This window comes from Brevundimonas kwangchunensis (genome assembly GCF_039523815.1).
In the GTDB taxonomy this organism is placed as follows: domain Bacteria; phylum Pseudomonadota; class Alphaproteobacteria; order Caulobacterales; family Caulobacteraceae; genus Brevundimonas; species Brevundimonas kwangchunensis.
Window position 1 is genome coordinate 307,432 of record NZ_BAAAGA010000002.1, and the last position, 14,937, is coordinate 322,368.

Consider the following 14,937-nt stretch of genomic DNA (forward strand, 5'->3'; position numbering starts at 1 on the left):
CGTTTCGCAGCGTTAACGTCGTTGTCCGAAACCGGGAACCGCCCATGCGCCGTCTGACCCCTGCCTTCGCCGTCGTCTCCGCACTCGCCCTGACCGTGACCGCCTGTTCGCAGGAGGCGGCCGAGCCGCCCGCGCCGGTCACGCCGTCGCCGACGGCCGCGACGCCCGCGGCCCCTCCGGTCAGCTATGCATGCGAAAGCGGCCAGTCGGTCACGGTGTCCTATCCGGACACTTCCACGGCGCAACTGACCTATCAGGGTCAGACCTACACCCTGCGGACGGTGCAGGCGGCCTCGGGCGCCCGCTACACCGGATCCGGCATCGAGTGGTGGACCGCCACCCGGGACGGGACAGAGAGCGCGACGCTCAGCCGCCTCGGGCCGAACGAGGAGGTCGGGTCGGCGGTGCTGGAACGTTGCAGCCGTCCGTCTTCCGGCCCGATCGCCCCGGGACCTCAGCCGACGCCGCAGCCCGCGCCGGGCGGCGTCCTGCCGACCGCGACAGCTCAGTCCTGCCGCGGCCCGCAACTGAAGCTGTCTACCGAAGGCGGCGACGCGGGCGCCGGCAACCGGGTCGTCAATATAGGCATCCAGAACATCGGCAGCGCCCCATGCAGCCTGACGGGGTATCCGGGCGTGGTCCTGCAGGACCGTCAGGGCCGCAACCTGACCGCCATTCGCAACGAGCAGAGCCCGGGAAGCTATTTCACGCAGGGACAGGCTCCCGCTCCGGTGACGTTGGCTCCGCAGGCCAGGGCAGCCTTCGAAATCGCCTGGACCGTCGTTCCCAACGAGGGCGCCGGCGAGCGCAACTGTCCGGCCGCGACCCGCATTCGGGTGACCGCGCCGGGCGACACGTCGGCAGTCTCGCTGGACACTCCGATCACGCCCTGCGGCGGCCGCGTGCGTGTCAGCCCGATCCGTTCGCTGACCGGCGCGCCGCAGCCCGCGCCCGAGCCGACCGCTTAAGGGGGTTCAATCCGTCACGGATTCGGCGTAGCGAGCGCGCATGACAGCGACCTTCTATGACCGCGTCTCCGCGGAACTCGCCGACATCGATGCGCAGGGGCTGACCAAGCCCGAGCGGATCATCGCCTCCCGACAGGGGCCCGTTATCAAGGTGGGCGGGCGCGATGTGCTGAACTTCTGCGCCAACAACTACCTTGGTCTGGCCGGTGACGAGCGAGTCACCCAGGCCGGCATCAAGGCGCAGGAGCAGTGGGGCGCCGGCACGGCCTCCGTCCGCTTCATCTGCGGCACGCTCGAGATCCACAAGGAGCTGGAACGGGCGATCGCCGACTATCTCGGCTTCGAGGACACCATCCTGTTCGCCGCCGCCTTCGACGCCAACGGCGGCATCTTCGAGCCTCTGTTCACCGACGCCGACGCCATCGTGTCGGACAGCCTGAACCACGCCTCGATCATCGACGGCGTGCGGCTGTGCAAGGCCAGGCGCTACCGCTTCGCCACCTCGGACATGGACGACCTCGAAGCCCAGCTGAAACAGGCCCGCGCCGACGGCGCCCGCGAGATCGTCATCGCCACCGACGGCGCCTTCTCGATGGACGGCTATATCGCCAAGCTGAAGGATATCCGGGCTCTGGCGGACAAGTACAACGCCCTGATCATGGTCGACGACTGCCACGCCACGGGCTTCCTCGGTCCGCAGGGGCGCGGCTCCTATGCGCACCACGGCGTCGAGGTCGACTTCGTCACCGGCACCTTCGGCAAGGCGCTGGGCGGGGCCATGGGCGGCTTCATCTGCGCGAAGTCGAGCGTGGTCGCCCTGCTGAAACAGCGCGCTCGCCCCTACCTGTTCTCGAACGCCCTCTCGCCGGCCGTCTGCGGCTCGTCGCTGGAGGCCATCCGTATCGCTGGCGGCAGCGAGGGCGACGCCCTGCGAACCCAGCTGTTCGCCAACGCCGCCCGCTACCGCGCGGCGATGACCGAGGCCGGTTTCAACCTGCTCCCGGGCGAGCACCCGATCATCCCGGTGATGCTGGGCGACGCCAAACTGGCGCAGGACATGGCCGCCCGCATGCTGGAGCTGGGCGTCTACGTCATCGGCTTCAGCTTCCCGGTGGTCCCGCGTGGACAGGCCCGCATCCGCACCCAGATGTCGGCGGCGCACACCTTCGAACAGATTGATCAGACGGTCGCGGCGTTCACGACGGCCGGCAAGGAATTGGGAGTGATCTGATGACCGACACCATGAAGGCCCTCGCCAAGACGAAACCCGAGGTCGGCCTCGAGCTGATCGACGCGCCGATCCCGACACCGGGCGACGAGGACGTGCTGATCAAGGTCAAGCGCACGGCGGTATGCGGCACCGACATCCACATCTGGAACTGGGACGAGTGGAGCCAGAAGAACGTCCCGGTGCCGATGATCACTGGCCACGAATTCTCCGGCGAGATCGTCGCGATTGGCAAGGATGTGGATCGCCGCCTGAAGGTCGGCCAGCGCGTCTCGGCCGAGGGGCACGTCATCGACCTGAACTCGGAAGCCGCCCGCGCCGGTCACTTCCACCTGGATCCGGACACCCGCGGCATCGGCGTGAACCGCCAGGGCGCCTTTGCCGAGTACGTCGTGGCTCCGGCCTTCAACGTCATCGAGCTGCCTGATGATGTGCCCTACGAGATCGGTTCGATCCTCGATCCGTTCGGCAACGCCGTGCACACCGCGCAGCAGTTCGACCTGCTCGGCGAGGACGTACTGGTCACCGGCGCCGGCCCGATCGGCATGATGGCCGCCGCCGTCGCGCGTCACGCGGGCGCGCGGACGGTCGTGCTGACCGACATCAACGACTTCCGTCTGGAGCTCGCGCAGAAGGTCGCGCCGGGCGTGCGCACGGTGAACACGACGAAGGAAGACCTGAAGGACGTCATGCACGAACTCGGCCTGAAGGTCGGCTTTGACGTGGCGCTGGAAATGTCGGGCTCGCCGATCGCCTTCAAGCAGTGCGTCGACACCCTGATCATGGGCGGCGGCATGGCCCTGCTGGGCATTCCGTCGAAGCCGATGGAGACGGACTGGGGCCAGATCATCCTGAAGGCCCTGACCATCAAGGGCGTCTACGGCCGCGAGATGTTCACCACCTGGCGCAAGATGCTGGGCCTGCTGAAGGCCGGTCTGGACCTGCAACCGCTGATCACCCACCAGATGGGCTACGAACAGTACCGCGAAGGTTTCGAGGCCATGCGGTCGGGCCAGTCGGGCAAGGTCGTGCTCAACTGGGACAAGGCGGCCTGACGGGAAGGCACTGATGGGGGCATCGGGGGAAGCGGTTCTCGCCTTTCTGCAAGGCGTGGGAGCGGACGCGCGGGGGCGCACGCTGTTCGACGTGCTGGGCTTCAACGACGATTCGCTGGAGCGCACGCACGACTACATCCAGTGGCTGTTTCCCCTGACGGAAGCCTCGCAGGCCGTGCCGGACTCTCCGGTGCTGACCGATGAGGACGTCGAGGCGATCCGTAACTCCAGCATGGCCATGGTCGCCCTGTCGGCCGGCGCCGACAGGATGATGGCCTTCTACAACCGGACCAATCACTGGATGGGTCCGGCGGACCACAATCATCTGAGGATCACCCGGATCATCCGCTCCCTGCGCCTGCTTCGGGGCTCGGCCGAGGCCGATCGCTTCCGCGACCTGATCCTCGAACGGGTGAAGGAGCGCCGCGCGCCTGTCAGCGCCCGGGCGAAGGGCTACTGGATGACAGCCTGAAAATCAGGCCAGCGCCTTGATCAGCGTCGGCTCGAACCGTGCCGCGTCCGGCCCCGGGAAGTCGGCAGCCAAGGCGCCGCTTTCGTAGAGCTCGAACACCTTGGGGTGGACGTAGGACGACCGGCAGACGGTCGGCGTGTTGCCCAGCAGCCCCGCGACCGCCTTCACGCAGACGGTGATCTTGCGTTTCGCGTCTGTGGCCGAGGTCGGCGGCTCCGCTTCCCTAAGCGCCCGCGCAGCCGACACCGTCCCGGCCCAGGTGCGGAAATCCTTGGCCGAGAAATCCTCGCCCATGGCCTCGCGGATGTAGGCGTTCACGTCATCGGAGGTGACGACGCACAGGTCGCCGTCCTCGCTTCGGTATTTGAAGAGTTGCTGACCCGGCAGTTCCCGCATTGAGCGGACGACGGTGGCCAGACGGCGATCGCGGACCTTCACCTCGTGCTCGACCCCGCTCTTACCTTTGAAGGCGAACGTGAGCGCGGCGCCATCGACCTCAAGATGTCGCTTGTTCAGGGTCGTCAGGCCGTAGGACCGGTTCTGCTTCGCGTACTGGGCGTTGCCGACGCGGATCAGGGTGATCTCCAGCAAACGCACGGCGGTCGCCAGCACCTTGTCCCGCGACGCGCCTCGCCGGCCGAGATCCGCGTCCACCCTCTTCCTCAGTCTCGGCAAGGCCTTCGCGAAGGCGGGCAGGCGGTCGAACTTGGTCTCCGACGCGTGACGGCTCCAGTCGTTGTGATAGCGGTACTGCTTGCGGCCCTTCGCATCCCGTCCGGTCGCCTGAATGTGGCCCGTGGCGCGAGGGCAGATCCACACGTCGGTCCAGGCCGGCGGGATGGCCAGCATGCGGATGCGGTCCAGCACCTTTTCGTCCTTGATCAGGTCGCCCTTGCGGTCGTGATAGCTGAAGCCCTTGCCCGAGGCCGTCCGGGTCAGGCCAGGCGACTCGTCGCTGCACCAGGTCAGCCCCTCGGGCACGATGTCGGTGGAAGTCATGGTCGTCCTGCACAGCGCGGATGGCCAACACCCGTCGCCGGTCGCCGGTTCCTCTTGACCGCGGGCGCGCGGAGGGGGAGGCAGGCGCATGAACTATCGCCACAGCTTCCACGCCGGAAATTTCGCCGATCTGGTCAAGCACGCCCTGGTGCTCTGGCTGCTGGAGCGCCGGCAGGTCTCCGGTCCGGTGACCGTGATCGACACCCACGCCGGCGCAGGCGTCTATGACCTGACCGGCGATGCCGCGCGCTCGAAAGAGGCCGAGGCCGGGATCGCACGCCTGATGGCCGCCGAGACCCGGCCGCCCCTGATCGAGGCTCTGGCGGCGGAAGTCGCGACGCTAAACCCGCACGGCGGCGCCAACCTCTATCCCGGCTCGCCGCTGCTGGTCTCCGGCCGGCTGCGCAAGGATGATCGCTACATTGGCTTCGAGTTGAACCCGCCGGTGCTGGAACTGCTGACCGGAGCGCTGGAGCCTTTCGCCCAGGCCTCGGGACGCGGCGGCGACGGTTACGATCAGGCGAAGGCGGAAGCCGCCCGCGCGCCGGGCGCCTTCGTGCTGATCGATCCGCCCTTCGAGAAACCGGATGACTATCTGCGCGCCGCCGACACCGCGGCGGCGATCGTGAAGGCCGATCCGCGCGCCATGGTCGCGATCTGGACCCCGCTGAAGGACATGGAGACGTTCGACGGCTTCCTGCGTCGCCTGCAGCAGTCGGGCGCGCAGAATGTGCTGGTCGCAGAGGCGCGCCTGCGGCCGCTGACCAATCCGATGAAGATGAACGGCTGCGCCATGGCGGTCTTGCAGCCACCGGCGGGCGCCGAGGCGGCGGCGCGGGAAATCTGTGGCTGGGTGGCGGGGACGCTGGGCGACGCCGGCGCGAAGGCCGAGGTCTGGACCGCCTAATCGATCACTTCGCCGGGCTCGTAGAGGTGCGGTTCGAAGGTCGCGATGGCCAGGATCGGCTCCATCGCTCCGGCGACGGAAGGATGGCGCGCCATAGCCTTCCATTCGTCCTTGGAGCGCCAGACCGCATGCACGGCGGCGACCCGGCCGTTGAGGCCCCGGTGGACGTTGGCGGAAATGAAGCCTTCGAGATCGCGCTGCGTCCGGACCATGGCGGTCAGATGGTCCATCAGCACGGCCTGTTTCTCCGGCTCGCACCGGTAGACGTTGATCAGGACCACGGGATCGGTGTCGTCGGACATGGCGCGCGGTCTAGCTGAACGGTCTTCCGTTGTCTTGCGCCGACCGCCATATCGGTAACGAAGGAGACAAGATGACTCACGTCGCCATTCTGAAGACCGGCGCGCCGCCGCCTGCGCTGGAAACCCGATACGGCGACTATCCCGCCATGTTCCGGGCCATCCTCGGCGACGGGATCGAGACGACGACCTTCGATGTGCAGGCGGGTGAATGGCCCGACCCAGAGGTCTTTGACGCCGCGGTGATCACCGGCTCGGCCGCTGGGGTCTACGAAAGCGACCCGTGGATCGACGAGCTACAGGACTGGATTCGCGCGGCGAAAGGCCGGCTGAAGCTGGTCGGCGTCTGCTTCGGCCATCAGGCGATGGCGCAGGCTCTGGGCGGGGAGGTCGAGAAATCGGACAAGGGCTGGGGCGTGGGCCTGCATGCCTATGATGTCCTGTCGGACGAGCCCTGGATGACGCCGGCGTCCGCGACGATCTCCATCCCGGTCTCGCATCAGGATCAGGTCGTCGTGACCCCGCCCGGCGCCCGCGTCGTGGCCGCCAGCGCCTTCACGCCCAACGGTGCGCTGGCGTGGGACGCCGATGCCATCAGCTTCCAGTGCCACCCCGAGTTTGCGCCTGACTACGCCGCCGAGCTGACCGCGGGCCGGCGGGGCCGGATCGACGGCGAGCTGGTGGACGAGGCTCTGGAAAGTCTGCGCGAGCCGGACGACCGCGCCCTCGTCTCGCAATGGATCCGCAACTTCATCGAAGCCTGATTGCGCAATCATGGCGTTCGGCGATCATTGCTAAGCATTATGCAAACATCTGACGTGTAGGGATCAGTTCCTTACGTCGGGGCTTGCATGTCATTCAGCCGTTTCGTTGTGGCGCTCGCCGCCGTCCTTGCGTTGTTAGCATCGACGTCGACGGTGGTCGCACAGCCTCTGATCAACGCCCGCGATGGCGAGGCCGACAGCCTTGCCCGCTTTGTCGAGCGCCGCGCCGGCCATACCAGCTTCGCCGCCCTCGACGCCTTCGGTCGCGAGGCCATGGCCCGGCACGACCGGGAGGGGCTCAATCGGCTCTATCACGTCACCTGGACCATCCTGAACCAGGGCGAATTCGATCAGGCCGAGGTCTGGAACCGCCGTCTGGAAGCCGCCGCGCGTCGTCAGAGCGACGCCCGGTACATGGATATCGCCCGCCTGAACGCCCTGACCATTCGCTACGATCGCGGCGAGGCCGAGGTGGCGGCCGAGATGGCCCGCATGGCGCAGGGTGGCCGTGACTGGTTCGTCCGCGCTCACGCCGCACGCCTGACCGCCCTGACTTTGATGGACGCGGGTCGCGTCGGCGAGGGGCTGGAGCGTCTTGCGGAAGCCCAGGCCGATATCCCGGTCGACGCCCCCTTCGCCAACACCGCCCAGGCCGGCATCTGGGAGGTCGTCGGCATGGGGCTAAAGGACCTGAACGACGTCGAGGGCGCCGCCGCCGCCTTCCGCAAGTTCGAGGTCGAGTATTCCAACCCCGACTATCCGCGTCCGGACTTCGACAGCCTGTACAACATGACCAAGATGGCCGCGAAGGTCGGCGATCTGGACCGCGCCGCTCGCTTCGCCGCCGCCCACCACCGTCTGGCCGTCCGTGCCGACCTGCCGACGCTGCGCATCTATGACGCCAGCCTTTGCGCCATGGTCGCCGGCGCCCGCAGCGCGCCGCGTGATGTGCTCGCCTGCCTCGCACCCTACGGCGAAGACCTCGGCGAAGCCGCCTTCCTGTCGCTCGACGCCCTGCCGCTTCGCGCCATCGCCCGCGCCCAGACCGGCGACGCCGCCGGCGCCCGTCGTGATCTGAACAAGCTGCGCGCCATCGCCACCGACACCGGCGTTGGCTCCGATGTCGCCCATGTCGAGGCCGAGGTCCTGTTCGCCGAAGGGCGTACGGCCGAGGGCTACCGCCTGCTGCGCTCGCACATGCAGAGCAGCGAGACCGCCGCGGCGCTGAGCTTCAGCTCCGGCATCCACCAGGTCACCGGCAACATGCAGCAGCAACTGGCCGAACGCCGGGAGCAGCTGGAGACGGCCCGGTCGAACACGCACCTGCAGCAGCTTATGCTGGCCATCGTCATCGTCTTCCTGTCCTCCGCCATCGGCGTGATGATCTGGCAGTGGCGTCAGACCGGGCAGCTCCGCATCGCCCGCCGCCGGGCAGAGGATGCGAACCACGCCAAGAGTGAGTTTCTCGCCAACATGAGCCACGAAATCCGCACGCCGCTGAACGGCGTGGTCTCCATGGCCGACGCTCTCGCCCGTCGCGATCTGGACCCGCAGGAGCGGGAGATGGTCGATCTGATCTGCTCGTCCGGCGCCACGCTGGAGCGCCTGCTGTCCGATATCCTCGACAGCGCAAAGATCGAGTCCGGTCAGGTCACGATCGAGCCCACCGTCTTCGACCTGAAGCACGGCGTCGGCGATGTCGCCCTGCTGTGGCGCGCCAAGGCCGAGGACAAAGGCGTGGCCCTGACTTTCGACTTCGACCCGACCCTGCCGAAGTTTGTCGAGGGAGATGCAGTTCGACTGCGTCAGGTGCTGACCAACCTCGTCAGCAACGCCCTGAAGTTTACGGCCGACGGACAGGTGGCGATCTCCGTCGCTTCGGCGGGCGAAGATCGCGTCGTGTTCCGCGTCGCCGACACCGGCGTGGGCTTCGACGCCGAGCAGAAGGCGCGCATCTTCCATCGCTTCCAGCAGGCCGATGGCTCGATCACCCGTCGATACGGCGGCACGGGGCTGGGCCTCGCCATCTCGAGTGCACTCGTCGAACTGATGGGCGGCGCGCTGGAGTGCGACAGCACGCCGGGCGAGGGTTCGAGCTTCTGGTTCGAGATTCCGCTTTCGAAAGCGGAAGCCCCGGTTCTGGCCGCGGTCGAAGCCGAGACCTCTATCGAGGTCGGCGAGGCGCCTCTGCGCATTCTGTTGGCCGACGACCATCCTGCCAACCGCAAGGTGGTCGAGATCATGCTGGCCGCCACGCCTATGGAGCTGGTGACGGTCGAGGATGGCAAGCAGGCTCTCGACGCCTTCACCGGCGGCGGCTTCGATCTGGTGCTGATGGATATGCAGATGCCGGTCATGGACGGCCTGACCGCCACCCGCGAGATCCGGGCGCTGGAGCAGGCGAGGGGGCTGAGCCGCACGCCGGTTCTGATGCTGACCGCCAACGCCATGGCCGAGCATGTCGAGGCCGGACGCATGGCCGGCGCCGATGGTCACCTGACCAAGCCCATCACCCTGCAGGCCCTGTTCGACGCCATCGGCGCGGCTCTGGAGCCCGCCGGACGGATGGATCAGGCGGCCTGAAGCCTCAGGGCCACTTCACTACGGGCGGCATCGAGCTGAGGATCGAGTCGACGTTGCCGCCGGTCTTCAGGCCGAACATCGTCCCGCGGTCGTAGAGCAGGTTGAACTCGACGTAGCGGCCGCGACGCACCAGCTGCTCCTCGCGCTCATCCGCCGTCCAGCGCTCGTCCATCCGTCCGCGCACGATGCGGGAGTAGACTTCAAGGAAGGTCTTGCCGACGCCGCGGGTGAAGGCGAAGTCGCGGTCCCAGTCGCCGCTGTCGTGGTGGTCGTAAAAGATGCCGCCGGTGCCGCGCGGCTCGTTGCGGTGTGGCAGGAAGAAATACTCGTCGCACCACGCCTTGTACTTCGCATGCCAGGCCGGATCGAAAGCGTCGCAGGCCTCTTTCATGGCCGCGTGGAAGGCGAGGGTGTCCGGGTGGTCGTCACGGCGGTCGGCATCCAGCACCGGCGTCAGGTCGCCGCCGCCGCCGAACCAGCTCTTCGTCGTGGCGATGAAGCGGGTGTTCATGTGCACAGCCGGCACGCGCGGGCTGACCGGGTGGCAGATCAGGCTGATGCCGGTGGCGAAGAAGCGTGGGTCTTCCTCGGCGCCGGGGACGTTCTTCGCATAGTCGGCCGGGAAGCTGCCGTGGACGGTCGAGACGTGGACGCCGACCTTCTCGAACAGCCGGCCATGCATCATGCCCATGACGCCGCCGCCGCCTTCCTTGCGGTCCCACGGGGTGCGCAGGAACCGGCCGGGCTCGCCGGGGAACAGGTCTGGCGAGGCCTCGTCCTCCAGCGTCTCGAAGCCGGCGTGGATGCGGTCGCGCAGTTCCTCGAACCAGGCGCGGGCGTGCTGCTTCTTCAGGGCGAGGGGATTGGTCTCGGCGGTCATGGCCTGCTCCTACCGCGTCCGCCGGGTCGCGAGAAGCGGACGAACGGTCCAAGGGGGAATGGCGGTCCTTGACCGGGCGTCTGCTCATGCCAGTGTTCCGACCGAACCGAGGGGAGCCGTCATGATCCGATCCATCGTCCTGTCCGCCGTAGTCGCCGCCCTGACCGCGGGCGCCGCCACGGCCCAGAGCTCAGACGGAGAGGCGAGGGCGCGCCGCATTCTCGAACGCACGCCGCTGATCGACGGCCATAACGACCTGCCCTGGGCCCTGCGCGAGAACCATGCCCGCGACCCCTTCGCCGTGGATCTGGAGACCAACCTTGCGACCTCGACCCGGCTGCACACCGACATCCCCCGCCTGCGCGCCGGTGGTGTGGGCGGCCAGTTCTGGTCGGTCTATGTGCCCGCCAGCCTGTCGCCGCCCGATGCGGCCGTCGCCACTTGGGAGCAGATCGACATCGTCCGCCGGATGGTCGCCGCCTATCCGGAGACCTTCGAGCTGGCCACGACCGCCGACGATATCGCCCGCATCCATCGCCGGGGAAGGATCGCCAGCCTGATGGGTATCGAGGGCGGCTATTCGATCGACGACTCGCTGGGCCTGCTGCGCGAGTTCCACGAGGCGGGCGTGCGTTACATGACCCTGACCCACTCGAAGACCACCACCTGGGCCGACAGCGCGACCGACGCGCCGAAGTGGGGCGGGCTGTCGCCGTTCGGCGAGCAGGTGGTCAAGGAGATGAACCGCCTCGGCATGATGGTCGACCTCAGCCACGTCTCGGAAGAGACCATGCTGGACGCCATGCGGGTGTCGGACGCGCCCGTGATCTTCTCCCACTCGTCGGCGCGGGGCGTGACCGATCATCCGCGCAATGTGCCGGACGCCGTGCTTCGCACGATGCCGGAAGACGGCGGCGTCGTGATGGTCACCTTCGTGCCCGGCTTCGTCAGCGAGACGCTGCGCGCCTGGAGCGCCGCCCGCGCGGCCGAGGACGCCCGACTGAAGTCCCTGCACCCCGGCAGCCCGCAGGCGGTAACCGACGGCCTCGCCGCCTGGAGCGCCGCCAACCCCACCCCGCGCGCCGGCATCGCCGACGTCGTCGCCCATATCCAGCATGTACGTGACGTGGCCGGGATCGATCACGTCGGGCTGGGCGGCGACTTCGACGGCGTGAACGCGCTGCCGGACGACGTTGACGGCGTGGACGCCTATCCCCGCATCCTCGCCGCCCTGATGGCCAGTGGCTGGACCGAGGCGGACATCCGCAAGCTGGCGGGCGAGAACGTCCTGCGGGTCATGCGGTCGGTCGAGGCGGTCGCCGCCAGCAAGCGCGCCGAGCGTCCGTCCCTTGCGGCTCTGCCGGGCGACGGCGCGCCGGAATAGCCTTAGCGGCCGGCTCTCAACCCTTCCCAGACCGCGATCCCGGCGCTGACCGACAGGTTTAGCGACCGGGCGCCAGGCTCCAGCGGAATCACGACCCGGGCGTCCGCGGCCTCGTGGACGTAGTCCGGCGCGCCGGTCGGCTCGGAACCGAACAGCAGGACGTCGTCCGGCCGGAAGTCGAATTCCTGCAAGGGTGTGGCGCCTTTCGTGGTGAACAGCACCAGCCGTCCCGGGCCGCGATCGCGCTGGAAGGTCTCCCAGTTCGCGTGGCGGGTCATATGCCCAAGAGGCCCGTAATCCAGCGCCGCGCGCTTCATCGCCCGGTCGTCGAAACGGAAACCGGCAGGTTCGATCACGTGCAGTTCGACGCCGAAACAGGCGCTGAGTCGGATGCAGGCCCCGACGTTCTGCGGAATGGCTGGTTGAAAAAGGGCGAGACGCATTCTAAGGCCCTCATACGCGCGGCCCGGGGGCTTGTCGCGGTCTGATTTGCGAACGTTTCGCAAGAAACGTCAGCGGGTTGCGGGAAACCGTGGCGAAATCGGGCCGGACGGGAGGTTCGGGTTTTCGCACAGCATCCATGCCGTATCGCCACGCTCCCTTCCGGGCGTGGAATCCGGCGTACGACGGAGTGAGACGTGGCCGAATCGGTCGTTGAAGGTGAAGGCGGCGACGCCACCCGCCGGGACTTCATTCACATCGCGGCCGGCGCGGCCGCCGTGGGCGCCGGCGCGATGGTCGCCTGGCCGCTGATCAACCAGATGAACCCGGCGGCCGACACGCTGGCTCTGGCCTCGATCGAGTTCGACATGACCAAGGTCCAGGAAGGACAGCAGGTCGTGATCAAGTGGCAGGGCAAGCCGGTCTTCGTGCGCTACCGCACTCCGGCCGAGCTGCAGACCCTGGCCAGCGAGCCGAACGCGGGCAGCCCGCCGGAAAGCGACACCGCCCGCACCAAGGACGGCCATCACCAGTATCTGGTCGTGCTGGGCAACTGCACCCACCTGGGCTGCGTGCCGACCTTCGGCACCGGCGACTTCGGTGGCTGGTTCTGCCCATGCCACGGTTCGCACTACGACGCCTCGGGGCGCATCCGTAAGGGTCCGGCTCCCCTCAACCTGCCGGTGCCGACCTACGAGTTCGTGTCCGACACCCGCATCAAGATCGGCTGAGGACGTACGAGAGAACGATGAGCGCTCACGAATCCACCTACGTCCCGAAGACCGCCGTCGAGAAATGGCTCGATACCCGTCTTCCGATCGTCCGCTTCGGCGCCGACTACATGTCGCTGCCGACCCCGAAGAACCTCAACTACTGGTGGACCTTCGGCGGCATTCTGGCCCTGTGCCTGGTCACGCAGATCGCGACCGGCATCGTGCTGGCCATGCACTATGTGCCGAATACCGAGATGGCCTTCGCCTCGGTCGAGCGCATCATGCGTGACGTCAACGGCGGCGACCTGATCCGCTACACCCACGCCAACGGCGCCTCGATGTTCTTCATCGCGGTCTACCTGCACATGCTGCGTGGCCTGTACTACGGCTCCTACAAGGCGCCGCGCGAGATGATCTGGATCGTCGGCTGCCTGATCTTCTTCCTGATGATCGCCACCGCCTTCCTCGGCTACGTGCTGCCGTGGGGCCAGATGTCCTACTGGGGCGCCGAGGTGATCACCAACCTGATCGGGGCGATCCCGGTCGTGGGCGAGCCGGTCCTGATCTGGCTGCGCGGCGGCCCGGCGATCGACAACGCGACGCTGAACCGCTTCTTCTCGCTGCACTATCTGCTGCCGTTCGTGATCGCGGGCTGCGTGGTTCTCCACCTGTGGGCCCTGCACCACGCCGGTCAGAACAACCCGGTCGGCATCCTGATCCCGAAGGACCGCGAGAAGAAGGACACCGTTCCGTTCCACCCGTATTTCACGGTCAAGGACGGCTTCGCGATCATCCTCTTCCTGATGCTGTTCGCCCTGTTCGTCTTCTTCATGCCGAACGCCCTGGGTCACGCCGACAACTACATCCCGGCCAACCCGCTGCAGACGCCGGCGCACATCGTGCCCGAGTGGTACATGCTGCCCTTCTACGCGATCCTTCGCGCCGTGCCGGACAAGTTCGGCGGCGTGGTGGCCATGTTCGCGGCGATCGGCGTGCTGTTCGTCCTGCCGTGGCTGGATACCTCGAAGGTCCGCTCGATGCGCTACCGTCCGGTCATGCGCTGGTTCTTCGTGGTGTTCGTGATCGTCGGCATGGGGCTCGGCTGGTGCGGCGCCCAACTGCCTGACGCTCACGTCATCCCGGGCTTCGCGACCTTCAATCTCTTTGACGGCGATCTGAACAGCTACCTGTGGCTGACCCGCTTCCTGACCGCCTACTACTTCCTGTTCTTCGTCGTGATCATGCCGCTGGTGGGTCTGAAGGAGAAGCCGCTGCCGATCCCGGCCACGATCTCCGAGCCCGTTCTGGCGGGCGGCGACGAGCACAAGGGCTGAGCGCGACCATGACCCTCAAGACTTCGATGACGTCCATGAAGAAGACCCTGGTCCTGATCGCCGCCGCAGCCGGCCTGGCCCTGTCCACGCCCGCCATGGCGGCGGGCGGCGAAGGCCACGCCCTGCGCGACGGCGGCTTCAGCTTCGACGGTCCGTTCGGCGCCTTCCACCAGGGCCAGCTGCAACGCGGCTACAAGGTCTATCGCGAGGTCTGCGCCTCGTGCCACAGCATGGACCTGATGCACTTCCGCACCCTGGCCGAGCCGGGCGGTCCGTTCTACGACTCCCATCAGGCCAGCCCGGCGGAGAACCGCTTCGTCCGCGCGCTGTCGAAAGAGTTCCAGATCCCGGACATCGACACCGAGACCGGTGAGCCGATCATGCGCGACGGCACGCCGGCCGACCGCTTCCCGCATCCGTACCCGAACGCCACGGCTGCCGCCGCGGCGAACGGCGGCGCGGCTCCGCCGGACCTGTCGGTGATGGCCAAGGCCCGCCACGGCGGCGCCAACTACATCTACTCGCTGCTGACGGGCTACAAGGCTCCGCCGGCCGGCCTGCAGATGCGTCCGGGGCAGAACTACAACGAGTACATGGCCGGCGATCTGTCGCCGTTCTGGACCGGTGATGCCGATCACGTCCCTCCGGGCGGTTTCATCGCCATGCCCGACCCGCTGCGCGCCGGTCAGGTGACCTATGACGACGGCACCGTCGCCTCGGTCGATCAGATGGCCAAGGACGTCGCCGCCTATATCGCCTGGGCCTCGGATCCCAAGCAGGTCCAGCGCAAGCAGACCGGCGTCGGCGTGCTGATCTTCCTGTTCCTGTTCGCCGGCGTGACCTACCTGTCGTACCGCCGCATCTGGAAGGGCGTCGCCCACTAAGGCGCGCCTGACAGGTTGAAACGATC

At 67.5% G+C, this 14,937-nt stretch carries 15 protein-coding genes; 11 read left to right on the top strand and 4 right to left on the bottom strand.

Annotated features, from left to right (window positions below; genetic code table 11):
* Positions 1-44: 44 nt before the first annotated feature.
* From ABDZ95_RS06485 to ABDZ95_RS06500, 4 genes are read left to right on the top strand one after another with little or no spacing between them, the layout of a single operon-like run.
* Complete coding sequence (locus tag ABDZ95_RS06485; protein ID WP_343791878.1) at positions 45-968, top strand: DUF4232 domain-containing protein; 924 nt, start codon at positions 45-47, stop codon at positions 966-968.
* 40 nt (positions 969-1,008) lie between these two features.
* The gene (locus ABDZ95_RS06490) at positions 1,009-2,199 is read left to right on the top strand and encodes a glycine C-acetyltransferase (protein ID WP_343791880.1); all 1,191 of its coding nucleotides are present in this window, start codon (positions 1,009-1,011) and stop codon (positions 2,197-2,199) included.
* A complete protein-coding gene (gene tdh, locus ABDZ95_RS06495) occupies positions 2,199-3,251 on the top strand; it encodes an L-threonine 3-dehydrogenase (RefSeq protein ID WP_425542976.1) in 1,053 nt (350 codons plus the stop codon). The genes ABDZ95_RS06490 and tdh overlap by 1 nt, the downstream gene beginning before the upstream one ends.
* 13 nt (positions 3,252-3,264) lie before the next feature.
* Complete coding sequence (locus ABDZ95_RS06500; RefSeq protein WP_343791882.1) at positions 3,265-3,723, top strand: opioid growth factor receptor-related protein; 459 nt, start codon at positions 3,265-3,267, stop codon at positions 3,721-3,723.
* 3 nt (positions 3,724-3,726) lie between these two features.
* Here the strand turns inward: ABDZ95_RS06500 and ABDZ95_RS06505 are convergent, their stop codons facing one another.
* Positions 3,727-4,722: a DNA topoisomerase IB gene (locus ABDZ95_RS06505; RefSeq protein ID WP_343791884.1), complete on the bottom strand. Its 996-nt coding sequence runs from the start codon at positions 4,720-4,722 to the stop codon at positions 3,727-3,729.
* 88 nt (positions 4,723-4,810) lie between these two features.
* Between ABDZ95_RS06505 and rlmJ the strand changes: the two genes are divergently transcribed.
* Entirely contained in the window at positions 4,811-5,629 is an 819-nt protein-coding gene (gene rlmJ / locus ABDZ95_RS06510; protein ID WP_343791886.1) for a 23S rRNA (adenine(2030)-N(6))-methyltransferase RlmJ, read from the top strand.
* Here rlmJ and ABDZ95_RS06515 read toward each other — a convergent pair.
* A complete protein-coding gene (locus ABDZ95_RS06515) occupies positions 5,626-5,931 on the bottom strand; it encodes an antibiotic biosynthesis monooxygenase family protein (RefSeq protein ID WP_343791888.1) in 306 nt (101 codons plus the stop codon). The two genes, rlmJ and ABDZ95_RS06515, sit on opposite strands and share 4 nt — an antisense overlap.
* 71 nt (positions 5,932-6,002) lie before the next feature.
* Between ABDZ95_RS06515 and ABDZ95_RS06520 the strand changes: the two genes are divergently transcribed.
* Both ABDZ95_RS06520 and ABDZ95_RS06525 read left to right on the top strand, forming a co-directional pair.
* Positions 6,003-6,692: a glutamine amidotransferase-related protein gene (locus tag ABDZ95_RS06520; protein ID WP_343791890.1), complete on the top strand. Its 690-nt coding sequence runs from the start codon at positions 6,003-6,005 to the stop codon at positions 6,690-6,692.
* An 87-nt stretch (positions 6,693-6,779) separates the two neighbouring features.
* Positions 6,780-9,275 carry an ATP-binding protein gene (locus tag ABDZ95_RS06525; protein WP_343791892.1) on the top strand — a complete coding sequence of 832 codons (2,496 nt, stop codon included), beginning with the start codon at positions 6,780-6,782 and terminating at the stop codon, positions 9,273-9,275.
* A 4-nt stretch (positions 9,276-9,279) separates the two neighbouring features.
* Here ABDZ95_RS06525 and hemF read toward each other — a convergent pair whose 3' ends face one another.
* Positions 9,280-10,155: an oxygen-dependent coproporphyrinogen oxidase gene (gene hemF / locus ABDZ95_RS06530; protein ID WP_343791894.1), complete on the bottom strand. Its 876-nt coding sequence runs from the start codon at positions 10,153-10,155 to the stop codon at positions 9,280-9,282.
* Between the two features lie 121 nt (positions 10,156-10,276).
* Between hemF and ABDZ95_RS06535 the strand changes: the two genes are divergently transcribed.
* The gene (locus ABDZ95_RS06535; RefSeq protein ID WP_343791896.1) at positions 10,277-11,539 is read left to right on the top strand and encodes a dipeptidase; all 1,263 of its coding nucleotides are present in this window, start codon (positions 10,277-10,279) and stop codon (positions 11,537-11,539) included.
* Positions 11,540-11,541: 2 nt separating this feature from the next.
* On the opposite strand, the gene ABDZ95_RS06540 is transcribed toward ABDZ95_RS06535, so the two are convergent.
* Complete coding sequence (locus ABDZ95_RS06540) at positions 11,542-11,982, bottom strand: tRNA (cytidine(34)-2'-O)-methyltransferase (RefSeq protein WP_343791898.1); 441 nt, start codon at positions 11,980-11,982, stop codon at positions 11,542-11,544.
* A 195-nt stretch (positions 11,983-12,177) separates the two neighbouring features.
* Between ABDZ95_RS06540 and petA the strand changes: the two genes are divergently transcribed.
* Genes petA through ABDZ95_RS06555 form a run of 3 tightly spaced genes read left to right on the top strand, consistent with a single transcriptional unit; the run spans position 12,178 to position 14,911 of the window.
* The gene (petA, locus tag ABDZ95_RS06545; protein WP_343791900.1) at positions 12,178-12,711 is read left to right on the top strand and encodes a ubiquinol-cytochrome c reductase iron-sulfur subunit; all 534 of its coding nucleotides are present in this window, start codon (positions 12,178-12,180) and stop codon (positions 12,709-12,711) included.
* Between the two features lie 17 nt (positions 12,712-12,728).
* Positions 12,729-14,027 (top strand): cytochrome b, encoded by a 1,299-nt coding sequence (locus ABDZ95_RS06550; protein WP_343791902.1) that lies wholly within the window; start codon positions 12,729-12,731, stop codon positions 14,025-14,027.
* A gap of 8 nt (positions 14,028-14,035) precedes the next feature.
* A complete protein-coding gene (locus tag ABDZ95_RS06555; RefSeq protein ID WP_343791904.1) occupies positions 14,036-14,911 on the top strand; it encodes a cytochrome c1 in 876 nt (291 codons plus the stop codon).
* The last annotated feature ends 26 nt before the right edge of the window (positions 14,912-14,937 follow it).

Excerpts from the sequence above, each read along its gene's own strand:
- ABDZ95_RS06485 (WP_343791878.1), top strand. The coding sequence starts at position 45 with ATGCGCCGTCTGACCCCTGCCTTCGCCGTCGTCTCCGCACTCGCCCTG.
- ABDZ95_RS06490 (WP_343791880.1), top strand. The coding sequence starts at position 1,009 with ATGACAGCGACCTTCTATGACCGCGTCTCCGCGGAACTCGCCGACATC.
- tdh (WP_425542976.1), top strand. The coding sequence starts at position 2,199 with ATGACCGACACCATGAAGGCCCTCGCCAAGACGAAACCCGAGGTCGGC.
- ABDZ95_RS06500 (WP_343791882.1), top strand. The coding sequence starts at position 3,265 with ATGGGGGCATCGGGGGAAGCGGTTCTCGCCTTTCTGCAAGGCGTGGGA.
- ABDZ95_RS06505 (WP_343791884.1), bottom strand. The coding sequence starts at position 4,722 with ATGACTTCCACCGACATCGTGCCCGAGGGGCTGACCTGGTGCAGCGAC.
- rlmJ (WP_343791886.1), top strand. The coding sequence starts at position 4,811 with ATGAACTATCGCCACAGCTTCCACGCCGGAAATTTCGCCGATCTGGTC.
- ABDZ95_RS06515 (WP_343791888.1), bottom strand. The coding sequence starts at position 5,931 with ATGTCCGACGACACCGATCCCGTGGTCCTGATCAACGTCTACCGGTGC.
- ABDZ95_RS06520 (WP_343791890.1), top strand. The coding sequence starts at position 6,003 with ATGACTCACGTCGCCATTCTGAAGACCGGCGCGCCGCCGCCTGCGCTG.
- ABDZ95_RS06525 (WP_343791892.1), top strand. The coding sequence starts at position 6,780 with ATGTCATTCAGCCGTTTCGTTGTGGCGCTCGCCGCCGTCCTTGCGTTG.
- hemF (WP_343791894.1), bottom strand. The coding sequence starts at position 10,155 with ATGACCGCCGAGACCAATCCCCTCGCCCTGAAGAAGCAGCACGCCCGC.
- ABDZ95_RS06535 (WP_343791896.1), top strand. The coding sequence starts at position 10,277 with ATGATCCGATCCATCGTCCTGTCCGCCGTAGTCGCCGCCCTGACCGCG.
- ABDZ95_RS06540 (WP_343791898.1), bottom strand. The coding sequence starts at position 11,982 with ATGCGTCTCGCCCTTTTTCAACCAGCCATTCCGCAGAACGTCGGGGCC.
- ABDZ95_RS06550 (WP_343791902.1), top strand. The coding sequence starts at position 12,729 with ATGAGCGCTCACGAATCCACCTACGTCCCGAAGACCGCCGTCGAGAAA.
- ABDZ95_RS06555 (WP_343791904.1), top strand. The coding sequence starts at position 14,036 with ATGACCCTCAAGACTTCGATGACGTCCATGAAGAAGACCCTGGTCCTG.